Raw genomic sequence first — 12,738 nt, 5'->3', positions numbered from 1 at the left:
AGTGTAAAAATAGCATTCTAAATGAGCATAAAAAAACTGGAATCACGCTATGGCGCGGTTCCAGTTTTTCGTTTTGAAGGCTAACAAGGGAAGTGATATGTTTTGTTCCAACCTGTTGTATAGTGTCATTCACTTTTTTTAGCGAAGTGTCTATGTAGACGATAAGCACAAATTTGTTGCATCCATTCAAAGAGGATGTTTTCAAATTCTTTCGGTATATCAATAAGAAAGGCAAAAGAGCCATTTTCGAATGTAGCAAGACCTTTACTACTTGATGCCCATTTTGTCATGGGCATTTGTTCAATGCGACGAATGACTTGATTGAAGTCGGTAGGAAGGGCTTCGATTTGCTTGCGAGAAGGTTCTTCTAAGTAAGCAATAAATGACGGTGCTACTTCTGCTGCTGTGATCGGTTTGTACCAATTGCTTGCACCGCGTTCTAGCATAGTTTGTAAAAGGACCATTTTATAGCTTCGTGACATATTCGTTTTTTCTACTTCAAGTAATAATTTTTCAAAGGAGATGAAGATTTCTTTTTCAATAGCGTCTAATTCATCTAGAGCATTAAAAAAATGAATATATGTGCCATACTCCTTTGTGATCGGTACGTCGTCAATTCCACATTGTAAGTAAAACTCAAGGTAAGTAGGTGTACGTCCTAAATCATACTGCATATCTTGAAAAGCTTGTTCGATTTGTTGGCGTTTTGTCTGCTTCTTTCGCAAGATTTCTTGCAGTAAATCAATCACTTCTAAGTCGAAATGTAATACAATCTCTGTATTTTCAATGGCAATGTGTGGTTGAATAGACGTACTTTCTAACTTAGGAGATAGCCACTTTAGCTTTTTCTCTGCATGGCGATAATTACCGATAAAATCAATTACAACACATTGTTTTTTCTGATCAGCTAAACGTAAACCACGCCCAATTTGTTGTGTGAAAATAGTAGATGATTCTGTCGGGCGGATAAATAAAAGTGTATCGACTTTTGGAATATCGACACCTTCATTGAATAAATCAATTGTAAATAGAATATCAAGATCACCTGAATCTAATCGATCACGCATTAATTTACGTTCTTTAGAAGTATGTTGTCCGGTCAATGTAGCAGTAGAGACACCTTTTTCCTGAAAGAATTTTGTTAGTTGGGTCGCTTGTTGAATAGAAGAACAAAATCCAACTGTACGTGTTTGTTTCAATTTAGACCATTGATCAAATACTTGTTGCATAGTATTTTGCTTTGTCTGTTGTTCAAATAATTCATATTCATCATATTTTGAACCCGACCATCTGATCTGACTATAATCAACCGTATCTTTTACACCATAATATTGAAAAGGAGTAAGCCACTTTTTTGCAATGGCTTCTAAAAAGTGAATTTCAATCGCCACATTTCCATCACAGAGTGCATAGATATCCTTATTGTCTAAACGATCGGGTGTCGCAGTAATACCTAACAAAAAAGAAGGATCAAAATGTTTTAATAGTTTTTGATAAGTAGTAGCGGCAGCATGATGGAATTCGTCTACAATAATTAAATCAAAATGTTTAGCATCAAATGAAGCAAGATGATGTGGTTGAGCAAGTGTATAAATAGATGCAAATGTCATATCTGCTTCCATATCTTTAAGGTAGCGATTAAATTCACCAACTGAGCGGTCAGGATAAATATGCTCAAATGCTTTTTTTGCTTGATATAAAATTTCTTCTCGATGTGCCACGAATAAAATACGCTTAAATGATTTTGCGAAAAAAGCAGCTAAATATGTTTTACCTAAACCTGTCGCAAGAACAACTAGTGCTTTTTGATATCCTTGAGCTTGTGTATCATATAGAGCTTGTAATGCAAGTTGCTGAGCGGGTCTTGGTGAAAGTACTGCTTCTTCTGAAGAATGGTCATCAAATATGACACGATTATAGTCGTTAGCTTCATACATTAATTGAATTTCTTCTTCTGTTTCCCATCGTTGTATTAATGGAAGTGCTTTTTTGTTTTGCTCATAAATTGAACAATATTGATGAATAGAAAAAGAATTAACGGACACAGTATTTTCTGCATAAAATAATTCTGAGAATGAATGTAAAGCTTCCTCATAAATCGTTGGTTCAACAACTTGTAAATTCCATTCAACTCCTGTGGTAAGAGCAGGTTTAGATAAATTTGATGAACCGACAATTACATGACAACCTGTATCTGATTGGTATAGATAAGCTTTTGGATGAAATGATTGATTCGATGTTTGAAATAGGCGAATATCTGCTTTTGGTAATTCATTATGAAGCATTGCGAGTGCATCAGGTTGTGTAATGGATAAGTAATCACCTACTAAAATTTGAATTTCAGCACCTTGTTCCATTGCGAATTTTAATGTGTCGATTGTTTTTTGTACACCGGATACCATAGCGAATGCGATGATCCAATGAATTTGTTTGGATTGTTTATTGAGTGTATTCAATTCTTCTATTAAATTTTGTGTAATTAACTTCATCGATCTTCCACTTCAATAAGGTATATACCTTCTTCAAAACCGCCGCGTTTATTTTTTTTAGCTACTCGAATCTGTTCAAGGTCTTCAAATGTATGATTTTGTACACGTAGAGCAGCGTGAAGTAATTCTAAAATATCAGCCATTTCCTCTAAAGCATCATGTGTATTAGTTGTTTCGTCGAATTCTTTTACTTCTTCATATAATTTTTTCTTAATTTCCACTAGATGTTCCTCTGGTTTTAATAAACGAGACTCATAACGTAAACCATCTTTTTGAATGATGTTTAAAATATTGTCACGCACAAGTTTGTTATATACGGGCATCATAATCACCTCTTTTAATTGATAGTAGTATAATAACGTGCATTTCCAATATATACAATTTAAAATCTTTTTCTTTTCCCATTATGGTCATATTTCGTCCAATACAAACTCTATACTGTAAAAGAAGGTAGATATTACAAATAAATGAAGTGAGGTTTTTAGATGTTCGACCAATTAAAAGCAGGGTTTATGGACTTCAAAGAAAAGAAGGCAGTGGATTTACTGTTAAATGCGTCTGTGTTTGAAAAGATTTTAGAGCGTCAATCTATTGAAGGGGTAGAGGATCTTCAAGTGAAGATTGAGGAAGGGCTTCTTATTTTAGAAGGGGATACGAAAGTGAAGAAATTTGGTATATCGAAAAATATTCACTTCACGCTTTCTTTAAAGCCTGTTCATGCAGAGGGGCGTGCGCTACAGTTTGAGTTGAAAAAGATGAAGCCGCTTGATTTTAGTACAGTGCATAAAAAGATTTTTCATAAGCCGCCCGTTGTGACATATGATGAGCGTGTCATTCAGATTGACCTCAATGCGTTTGATAAAGTGAAGGCAATTCCCATTGGACATATTAAAGAAATTGCGATTCAAGATGAGCAGTTTATTGTATCCATTGGTTTATAAATAAGAGGAGGGAATTCAAATGAAAAAAATTCTAAGTATGGTATTTGTTTTAATGTTAGTTAGTAGTGTCTGGTCAACACAAGCTTCTGCGGCTTCGTATGACCGCGCTAAAACAGCAAAAACAGTAAAAGTGTATGTGAAGGCTGGTACATCTTATAAAGTAGCGTACACTGTACCAAAAGGAAAAGCAGTTAAAGTAATTGGTGGCGTAGATGTAGGTTCGGATCAATACTATTGGCCGATTGCTGATCAATTTGGTTTTTATAAAATCACATACAAAAATAAAAAGGGCTATGTGGCACAAGGTAATTTAAATTTTACAAGTGCTTATAGTTGGGTTCCAGGCGTAAAAGCAAAAGCGAAGAAATATGCAAAAAGTTACGCAGATAACGATCCATACCGTTTTGTGAAAAGTAAAAAATACGGTAAAGATGGTTACTATAGCATTCAGCACAAATGGAATGGTACATGGTATACAATCGGACGTGTGAATTGTAAAACAGGTGCGATTCATGGGTAAAAGAAAATACATTTTATTTTTCCTAATTGGCTTATTAATATGGGGAAGTGGAAACAGTCCGATTTCAACTGTCGAAGCAAAAGTAAAATATAATCATGAAAAATATAAACGCTCAAGTACGTATAAAACATATGTTTTTAAAAGTTATGAAAAAGGTAAAAAAGCTAAAATTGTCACATATCGTTATATGTTAAAAGGTCCTTACAAAGATATGTGGAGAATTAATAATGAAAACTGGTATGTTGATTATGGCAGCGATTCAACAGGTGTCTATGGCACAGCTGTTTATAAGCACAAAACGGGTGAACGTATTATAAGTTCTCAAATTTTACCGCGAAATTTAAAAAAGGGTGCGAAAGGTTATATGGGCGATGCTGCTTATAATGATCGTCATAAATATAAAGTTTTATCCACAAATACAACAGTTCGAACACCAGCAAAAACTTTTAAACATGTATTGAAAATTTGGATTTCAACACCAGATTTAAGCATGCAGTCTATAGATTACTATGCTAAAGGCTATGGCATGATTAAAAGCGAAGATATAAATGAAGGTGAAATTACAAAGGCATTTGAATTAGTAGCTTTAAAAAAATAAAAAAACATCTTGTATGTGGTAAATCATACAGGATGTTCTTTTTTTATTATAATACTTTTTCAATTGCTTGTTCTAAATCAAGTAGTGAATCAGTTGGTTCGAAGCGTGAAATCACTTGACCATTCGCATCGACTAAGAATTTTGTGAAGTTCCAGCGAATATTACGTCCGATTAAATAGTCTGGGTAATCACGCTTTACGCGGTCCATGACCATCATCTCTTGCATATTCGTTTGATCGACATCGCGTACATCGACTTCGTGTTTTAAGTAATTGAATAATGGAGCAGTGCGTTCACCATTTACTTCAATTAAATCAAATACAGGATACTCTACGCCAAAGTGAGTTTTACATGTTGTCATCGTTGTGACACCATCTTCAGGGTTTTGTTCACCGAACTGATTCGTTGGGAATGCGAGTACAACGAAGTTTTGATTTTTATATTTTGCATAGAGCTTTTGTAAGTCCTCATATTGATATGTAAACATACACTGACTTGCAGAATTGACGATTAACATTGTTTTTCCACGATAAGTTTCCATCGATAAAATTTCACCGTTTGGTTTCTTTACTAAATAATTATAAATACTCATAAGTAAGTAGTCCTCCTTCTATCTAGGGGTTTTTACACTCCTATTATATAAGAAAATAAAACAAAAGAACGAATGATTTGATTTGAAAAGAAAAATTGGGATTTGTATGCAATAGTTATTTAAGATTATTTTTAAGAGGAAATAATACTGTTTTACTTATCTAACCGCTAAGATTTTTGTGAAATCATTTTTCATGTGAATCATAAATACTAAAAATAACTTTTTTTGTTGTTTTTAATTCAAAAACAGTTCGATCATTAGATATAAAGTCCTTTTTTGAGGGGAAAAATGTTATAATTATTTTAGTTATATATTTTTTGAATGGTCATATAACGACCATTGACCTATGTAAGATAGAGTGTAAAGAGGTGATGTTATGAGTCGAGAAAAAGAAACACAAATACATCGTATTTTATCGATGTATGATCGACTGGAAAAAGGTGAAAAACTTGTAAAGAAGGAAGAATCTCAAAGATTCCAAACGAGTGAGAAATCAATTCAACGTGATATTGATCATATTCGAAGATTTTTAGAATTGGAAAAAAATAATGCATACTTAGACTATAATCGTAAAGAAAAAGTGTATCAGTTGAGTATAGGTGAAGATGAAAGTCGTTTGAATAGTCAACATATCTTAGCGATTTTAAAAGTTTTAATGGATTCAAGGGCATTTAAAAAAGATGAGATGGACAGCATTGTAAGTAAGTTATTAATGCTTGTAAATAAAAAGGATCAAGAAATTTTAAAGAAAATGACAGGGAACGAAAGACTTCTCTATACAGATTTATCGCATGGGCAAGCAGTGATTGAAAAAATCTGGACGTTATCAGAGCATATCCAGAACCAACACATCATGACGATTACATATCAGCGTGAACTAGCAGACGCTGAAAAAGAGCATCTTGTTAAACCGGTTGGCATTATTTTTTCAGAGTACTATTTCTATTTGCTTGCATACCCTGCAAATAAAGAAATTGATTATCCAATTATTTACCGAATTGATCGTATTAAGTCGATTAAAGCGGAACAGGTATCTTTCAAAATCCCTTATTCAGAACGATTCCAAGAGGGAGAATTCCGTAAACGTGTGCAGTTTATGTATACAGGAGATTTATTAAAAGTGAAGTTTAAGTTCACAGGAGCTTCTAAACAAGCTGTATTAGATCGTTTACCAACAGCAAAAGAGGTCATGGCGATTGATGATGGTTGGATTTTTGAAGCAGAAGTGTTCGGTAAAGGAATTAAAATGTGGTTAATGAGTCAGGGGGAACATGTAGAGGTATTAGAGCCGAAAGCCTTCCGTGAGGAGTTTTTAAAAACATTTGAACATTTATATGAGATATACCAACCAGTCAAGTAAGGCGTGTTATTTATGATGAGTAGGGAATAACTTGTAAAAACGAGGTGTTGCCTGTGCATCAGCGAAAAGAAGGTATTCTTAATAAAAAGTCTGTCACGATTGTGGGCATTATTGTGCTTGTATTAGCTGTGATATGGTTATTTTATTTAAAGAATACATCGTATGAAAAGCCCGAGCAGGCGATTCGTGCAGCTGAAAAGAATTTAACATTGATTCCTGCTCATCAGACAGACAACCAAGCACTGTACTTTTTTGTGAAGGATGACCATAAGTATGGTGTAACCTACGCTCAAAAAGGGATGTGGGGTTGGAAAACACGTGGTATTATTTGGACAAAAATTCATGATGATCGAAATACTTCCGAAAAGCTAACAGGTTATCAAGAATACGAAGGACAGCTCATGTATGGTCTATTGAAAAATACAAAAAATCACGCTGTCTACTTTAATAAACAACAAGCAACATTTTTAAATTTAGATGAGTTGCCAAAAGAAGTTGTAAAAAAATATCGTCTGGAAGGTATGGCGATTTGGTATTTAGAGCATGATGCGGTAATCGAGAAAGGTGTGCTTCGTCTAGTCGATACAAAGACGAATAAGACGATTCATCGGATTGTCATTAAATAGGTTACTTTGCGAATAGCTTTCAAAGCTTTATAATATAAGTAACGACTATGTTAAAGGAGTTTACGATGAATACACGTTATAAAATTACACGTTTAAATGAGCAAGAGGAGCCAATGTTAACATTGGAAGATTTCCAACAATTCTTTTCTACACAATCTGATTTTACGTATGAAGATGCATTTGTGTCACGCAATCAAGAAGGCGTTGAGATGAGAATCAAAGGTGACTTTTTTATGTGGCATGTCGATCAAGTGAAAGTACCATTTCGTTTCTTCGATGGGGAACTCTATGTAGCAATTTCCCATCCAGTCATAGAAGAAAAGATGAAAGAAATTGCGGCTGCACTTGATGCAGTATATGTAGAAGGCTAGGATAAAGAAGAGGAGGTATCGCGATGGCGATACCTCCTCTTTTTTACTTTTTATTCACTTTCAGTGTGTAATATTTATACGAACCAAACTGTTCAAATTTATAGGTGTATGTGTAGGGATTGAAGAAAGAAAGGGTTGGGCTGGCTTTTACGAATCCTTTTCGTTCAATATAGTTTTGCATTGTCTTGGCACGTTTTGCGTCGTAGAATGTGTACGTGTCAAAATACGAACCTTGGAATGCGTAATCTTTGCCTTTATGAATATTCGTAAAATAAGAACGCAATTGTTTTTCGGTCTTTCCTATATTCAAATACATAAAAGGTACATAGTATTTTTTTCCTTTATACGTAATAGGAATTAAATTTTGGGCAGAAGAAACATTTTTTGTAGCTTTTGGGGTTTCGTTTGATGTGAATAGTGTTCCTTTTTTATTCGTCAAACGAGTTGAAGTCGCTTGGAAACTTCTTTTCGCATAGCCATATAAGTTTGCTTGATCTGCATAGTAATACCATGTTTTCTTTTTTAATGCTTTGGATTTTGGGATATAACCCGTTTTTGTTCCAATCTTCACTTTGTAATAAGTTGCAGATGCTTTCGATGTTGTTGTGAATTTTTGGTTCTGTTTTAATGTAGTTAATTTCGTAGATGACTTGCTTTGTTTTGCATATAAATACGTATCAGGCTTTGCATAATAAGTAGTCGATTTGGCGTCGACCTGTGCGGAAAAGAATAAAGACCCTGCTAAAATGATGAATAGACTCCAAGTTAATTTTAATTTCATTTTGTCTAAAACCTCCAATCCATCCTATTATACCCTAATGAATACGAAAGGTAATATATGGATTAAATCCTATTTTGACATTGAATCATATTGAAAAAAAGAGTAGTTTAACGCGAAAAAATGATATTTTAATCAAAAATATAATAAATTGGATTGCTGAAGTGTGCATTAAAATGTACAGGACGAATGGTATCGTTGTCTTATAGGAGGGGATTATATGCAGTCTCAAACAAAAGTTATTTATTGTGATACATGTCATAAAAAAATTAAAAAAGTTCGGATAGGCGATGCGATTTTGCCTCATCAAGTAAGTGATTTGCTTCCACAACAATGCAAAGTTTGTAAGGTGAAGGCGATGATAAAAGGCACAAAAAAACCCGAATGATGGGCATTCGGGTTTCATATATTAGATTACTTCACTCGCTAGTACAGCTTCCACCATACTGCGTGCTTCTTCAACTGACTTGGTTTGCATTAAGCTATTGCGTAACTCAGCTGCGCCGCTAAATCCACGTACATAGATTTTAAAGAAGCGATGTAGATGATTATAAGGGCGTTGTGTTTCTTCTGCATATTTTTCATATAGTTCAAGTTGTAGCAATAGAAGATTTAAATATTCTTCTACACTACGTTCGCGTGGATCTTCGCTAAATGCAAATGGGTTTGTGAATACTCCACGGCCAATCATGACACCATCAATGCCGTATTTTTCAGCTAATTCTAAGCCGACTTTACGATCAGGAATATCGCCATTAATCGTTAATAATGTATTCGGTGCAATCTCATCACGTAATTGTTTGATCTCAGGAATCAAATCCCAGTGAGCAGGCACTTTACTCATTTCTTTACGTGTGCGTAAATGAATCGTTAAGTTCGCGATATCTTGTTTTAAAACATGTGTTAACCATTCGCGCCATTCATTCACATCTGTATAACCAAGACGTGTCTTTACGCTAACTGGTAATCCGCCTGCTTTTGCGGCTTGAATAATTTCCGCTGCTGTTTCAGGGTGGTTAATCAGACCTGACCCTTTACCGCGTGAAGCAACATTGGCTACGGGGCAACCCATATTCAAGTCGACCCCTTTAAAGCCCATCTCTTTCATACCGATGCTCATCTCTTTGAACATCTCTGGTTTATTTCCCCAAATATGTGCAACAAGAGGTTGTTCATCTTCTGTATAAGTAAGACGACCACGTACACTATAAATACCTTCTGGGTGGCAGAAGCTCTCTGTATTTGTGAACTCAGTAAAGAACACATCAGGACGACCTGCTTCACTAATTACATGACGGAATACAACGTCTGTTACGTCTTCCATCGGTGCTAATATAAAAAATGGCTTCGGTAAATCTTGCCAAAAGTTTTCTGATTGCTTACTCATCGTATCTTCTCCTTGCATACTTCTATAAAATTTTCACTATCCTAAATAGTATCATTTATTCGCGCATCCTGCACAAAAATAATCTTCATAAAATCAGAATTTAAAAATCTTCTTTATCTTGTTATCTGACAAGACAACTTACGTGCGATGTTTGAATAAAGGTGATATATTAATAACCATAAAAAAGGGTACTTTATTTAAAATTACAATTATTTATGATAGTAAAAATCTTACGAAATGACATTTTTTATAAAATATAAATTTTGTAAAGAGGTGTTCGATTTGGGAAAACTGAATAAAAAAATCTTTATCCCGTTATTTGTATTATTATTACTTGTCATTAGTGTAGGTGTATTTTCAATGAGGGCCGACTATACAAGTGCAGAATTATTTGATGCAAAGCACGAGTTTTCATATGGAGAACAGGCGAATCAAGACTTAAAAATTTATCAAAAAGGGTTAAAAAAAGGAGAGAAAACGCCTGTTGTACTGTATATACATGGCGGTGGTTGGTATGCAGGAGATAAAGCGAATGTAGGTAAAAAACCAGGTTATTTTAACAAAAAGGGTTACACCTTTATTTCGATGAATTATCGCTTATCACCGGTAGGCAATTATCAAGACCAAGCGAATGATGTAGCAGCTGCGATGAAGTGGATTGTCGATCATGCGGATCAATATCATTTAGATGCCAATCAAATTACATTGATGGGGCATTCAGCAGGAGGACATTTGGCCTCATTGGTTGCATTAGATCCTCAATACTTAAAAGAAGTAGGATTACCACTTAATACGATACGCGGTGTTATTAATATTGAAGGACCACTTGATATGAGCGACTTTATTAAAGAAGTCCCGAAATATAAATCAGTTTACGGAAAAAATCCGAATGTATGGAAAGCAGCTTCACCTAGTACTTATCTTGGTCAGCAAGCAGTTCCGCCGATGTTAATTATCTCAAGAGAGGACGCATCAACTACGAAATTCGTAAAGGCTGCAAAAAAACTAGGCGAACCAGTTGATTTACTCACAACACATGAATTATCTCATTCGGACTTAACGGGTTTGATTGGAACGAATGAAAATGCAGAAGCGATTCAAGTAACGAATGCAGTGACAAAATTCTTGCAAACAAATCAACCAAATACATTCAAATAAACAAACATTACAGCAAACTAGTGCATACATTGTCTAGTTTGCTTTTTCATTATTGAAAAGGGTATAAGTGCAAATGATTGTAGAAGGAATCTTTATAAATCAAAGGAGGAAATTGTATGTCTTAGTCAGAATAAACGAATGAATGGATTGAAAAAAGAAAACAATATATTGTACGTGGTGTAAGTAATGGGAATTTAGCGATTGTCAAAAGGCGCAACGGTTACGGATTTAGGTGGTAAACAGTAGAGTGATTTTGTATCTATGATTGGTGTATTAAATGTTGGGCATAATCACCCGGAAGTTGTAGCTGCTGTAAAAGAGCAAGCAGAGAAGTTTTTATTACCTGGGTTTAATGTACATGGAGAAAAGTTATGTGAAAAAGAATTGGTCATTTTAGGTCGAGCATTTGAAGAAGTGGCGAAATAATGAAAGGACACGTATAACATCAAAACGAAATCGCATTGTGTGAAGCGATTTCGTTTTTTTAAAGCCTATAGATTTATATTTAAATACAGCGCGCCAGTCGTTGAATGGCTTCGTCTACTTCCTCCATTTGAATATTTGCAAAGCCAATCACAAGTAAACGATTGCGCTGAATAAGTGGTAGTGGATTCAATGAAAAACGTTTTAATGTATAGAGTTCTAACTTCTCTTGTTGTGCTGCTTGTTCGATTTCTTCATAAGATTTTGATGTAGGTACTTCAATTAAAAAGTGAAGTCCAGCAGGAATATCGTAAATCACAAGATCACGCGTCAAATTGTTAGAGAGTGCTTCAATTAATGCGGTTCGAATCTCCTCATAATGTTTCGTCATCTTTCGAATATGTTTTTCATATTGCCCACTCTCGATAAATTCATTCAACGTATAAAGTGCTAAATTATTCGCTGGTTGAATCTCAAGTGGAAATGCTTCTTGATAAGCTGCCAATAGTTTTGTTGGAAGTACCATATAACTAATACGCATTCCAGGTAACAATGTTTTTGAGAATGTCCCCATATAAATGACTTTTCGGTTATAATCCAAACTTTGAAGCGAAGGAACATTGTCCGTTTGGTATTTAAACTCACTATCATAATCATCCTCTATAATATAGCGCTGTTCATCGCGTGAAGCCCAGTTGAGTAATTCAACACGTCTTGAAATCGGCATAATAGTGCCTGTTGGAAACTGATGAGAAGGTGTCGTGATGACAAACTGTGCATTCGTCTGCTCAATATACTTTACATCAATCCCGTGATCATCAAGTGGAATGAGGTGTGTTTTAAACTGATGTCGTTGTAGAAGTTGATAGTATCTTGCATAGCCCGGATTCTCAACTGCAAAAGCTGTTTTAGTTGTCTGCAACATTAAGAGACGTTCCATTAACCCCTGACTTGTTGCGTGAATAATAATTTGTTCAGGTTCGCACTTCACACCACGCGTCGCATAAATAAAATTCGCAATATTTTTCCGTAGTATGTAAGGTCCTTGTGTATGTGGCATTTCACTTAATTCATCCATATGTTCCTCATAAATTTTCGCCTGACAATTCAGCCACTTACGAAAAGGGAATAATTTCGGATTTGCATTCATATGAGAGAGCGAAATCCATCCCTCACGCGAACTTTCTTCTTCTCTTAGTATTTCAGGGAATGAGGGCGTAATCTGGTCGTTAATATCAAAGCGCTGAATTTCCTCTACAAAATATCCAAGTCGTTCAATTGTATAAATATATCCTTCAGCCAAAAGCTGGTCGTAAGCTGTCGCAACTGAATTCGTACTAACAGCAAGTGATTTTGCGAGTTCACGTTTTGGTGGTAATTTGTGATGTGCACGCACTTGATGGCTTAGAATTTGTTCTTTAATTTGACGATAAATTTGTTGGTAAATAAAGCGCCCTTTTCCTTTTGAGTTTACTTGAATCTGCAATCTTATCAC

At 34.9% G+C, this 12,738-nt stretch carries 15 protein-coding genes; 9 read left to right on the top strand and 6 right to left on the bottom strand.

What is annotated here, in order from left to right; translation table 11 throughout:
• Positions 1-125 precede the first annotated feature (125 nt).
• Both ACKVQX_RS09240 and ACKVQX_RS09235 read right to left on the bottom strand, forming a co-directional pair.
• Positions 126-2,489 carry a DEAD/DEAH box helicase family protein gene (locus tag ACKVQX_RS09240; RefSeq protein ID WP_409136230.1) on the bottom strand — a complete coding sequence of 788 codons (2,364 nt, stop codon included), beginning with the start codon at positions 2,487-2,489 and terminating at the stop codon, positions 126-128.
• Positions 2,486-2,812, bottom strand: a complete 327-nt coding sequence (locus ACKVQX_RS09235; protein WP_325943619.1) for a nucleoside triphosphate pyrophosphohydrolase — start codon at positions 2,810-2,812, stop codon at positions 2,486-2,488. The genes ACKVQX_RS09240 and ACKVQX_RS09235 overlap by 4 nt, the downstream gene beginning before the upstream one ends.
• A 162-nt stretch (positions 2,813-2,974) precedes the next feature.
• Here ACKVQX_RS09235 and ACKVQX_RS09230 point away from each other — a divergent pair, with 162 nt between their 5' ends.
• Genes ACKVQX_RS09230 through ACKVQX_RS09220 form a run of 3 tightly spaced genes read left to right on the top strand, consistent with a single transcriptional unit; the run spans position 2,975 to position 4,548 of the window.
• The gene (locus ACKVQX_RS09230; RefSeq protein ID WP_068451324.1) at positions 2,975-3,430 is read left to right on the top strand and encodes a hypothetical protein; all 456 of its coding nucleotides are present in this window, start codon (positions 2,975-2,977) and stop codon (positions 3,428-3,430) included.
• A 19-nt stretch (positions 3,431-3,449) separates the two neighbouring features.
• The gene (locus tag ACKVQX_RS09225; RefSeq protein WP_338838148.1) at positions 3,450-3,950 is read left to right on the top strand and encodes an SH3 domain-containing protein; all 501 of its coding nucleotides are present in this window, start codon (positions 3,450-3,452) and stop codon (positions 3,948-3,950) included.
• Entirely contained in the window at positions 3,943-4,548 is a 606-nt protein-coding gene (locus ACKVQX_RS09220) for a hypothetical protein (protein WP_409136229.1), read from the top strand. The genes ACKVQX_RS09225 and ACKVQX_RS09220 overlap by 8 nt, the downstream gene beginning before the upstream one ends.
• A gap of 46 nt (positions 4,549-4,594) precedes the next feature.
• Here ACKVQX_RS09220 and ACKVQX_RS09215 read toward each other — a convergent pair whose 3' ends face one another.
• A complete protein-coding gene (locus ACKVQX_RS09215; RefSeq protein WP_336663694.1) occupies positions 4,595-5,140 on the bottom strand; it encodes a glutathione peroxidase in 546 nt (181 codons plus the stop codon).
• Positions 5,141-5,516: 376 nt separating this feature from the next.
• Between ACKVQX_RS09215 and ACKVQX_RS09210 the strand changes: the two genes are divergently transcribed.
• The 3 genes from ACKVQX_RS09210 to ACKVQX_RS09200 all read left to right on the top strand — a co-directional run bounded on the left by ACKVQX_RS09210 (position 5,517) and on the right by ACKVQX_RS09200 (position 7,497).
• Positions 5,517-6,500, top strand: a complete 984-nt coding sequence (locus ACKVQX_RS09210) for a YafY family protein (RefSeq protein WP_068451335.1) — start codon at positions 5,517-5,519, stop codon at positions 6,498-6,500.
• 53 nt (positions 6,501-6,553) lie between these two features.
• A complete protein-coding gene (locus ACKVQX_RS09205; protein ID WP_338838145.1) occupies positions 6,554-7,126 on the top strand; it encodes a hypothetical protein in 573 nt (190 codons plus the stop codon).
• A 65-nt stretch (positions 7,127-7,191) separates the two neighbouring features.
• On the top strand, positions 7,192-7,497 hold the full coding sequence (locus tag ACKVQX_RS09200) for an excinuclease (protein ID WP_285215349.1): 306 nt from the start codon (positions 7,192-7,194) through the stop codon (positions 7,495-7,497).
• A 43-nt stretch (positions 7,498-7,540) separates the two neighbouring features.
• On the opposite strand, the gene ACKVQX_RS09195 is transcribed toward ACKVQX_RS09200, so the two are convergent.
• Complete coding sequence (locus tag ACKVQX_RS09195) at positions 7,541-8,278, bottom strand: hypothetical protein (RefSeq protein ID WP_409136228.1); 738 nt, start codon at positions 8,276-8,278, stop codon at positions 7,541-7,543.
• 217 nt (positions 8,279-8,495) lie between these two features.
• Here ACKVQX_RS09195 and ACKVQX_RS09190 point away from each other — a divergent pair, with 217 nt between their 5' ends.
• Complete coding sequence (locus ACKVQX_RS09190) at positions 8,496-8,663, top strand: hypothetical protein (RefSeq protein WP_170214709.1); 168 nt, start codon at positions 8,496-8,498, stop codon at positions 8,661-8,663.
• Between the two features lie 21 nt (positions 8,664-8,684).
• On the opposite strand, the gene ACKVQX_RS09185 is transcribed toward ACKVQX_RS09190, so the two are convergent.
• Positions 8,685-9,662 (bottom strand): tRNA-dihydrouridine synthase, encoded by a 978-nt coding sequence (locus ACKVQX_RS09185; protein ID WP_068451347.1) that lies wholly within the window; start codon positions 9,660-9,662, stop codon positions 8,685-8,687.
• 282 nt (positions 9,663-9,944) lie between these two features.
• Here ACKVQX_RS09185 and ACKVQX_RS09180 point away from each other — a divergent pair, with 282 nt between their 5' ends.
• Positions 9,945-10,820, top strand: coding sequence for an alpha/beta hydrolase (locus tag ACKVQX_RS09180; protein ID WP_409136227.1), 876 nt, complete (start codon positions 9,945-9,947; stop codon positions 10,818-10,820).
• Positions 10,821-11,081: 261 nt separating this feature from the next.
• Positions 11,082-11,246, top strand: a complete 165-nt coding sequence (locus ACKVQX_RS09175; RefSeq protein ID WP_409136226.1) for a hypothetical protein — start codon at positions 11,082-11,084, stop codon at positions 11,244-11,246.
• A 79-nt stretch (positions 11,247-11,325) separates the two neighbouring features.
• Here the strand turns inward: ACKVQX_RS09175 and ACKVQX_RS09170 are convergent, their stop codons facing one another.
• Entirely contained in the window at positions 11,326-12,738 is a 1,413-nt protein-coding gene (locus ACKVQX_RS09170; RefSeq protein ID WP_409136225.1) for a PLP-dependent aminotransferase family protein, read from the bottom strand.

Source organism: Kurthia sp. ISK08, from assembly GCF_046159805.1.
In the GTDB taxonomy this organism is placed as follows: domain Bacteria; phylum Bacillota; class Bacilli; order Bacillales_A; family Planococcaceae; genus Kurthia; species Kurthia gibsonii.
The sequence above is the reverse complement of the archived record's forward strand: the minus strand, read 5'-3'. Positions and strand labels throughout refer to the sequence as shown.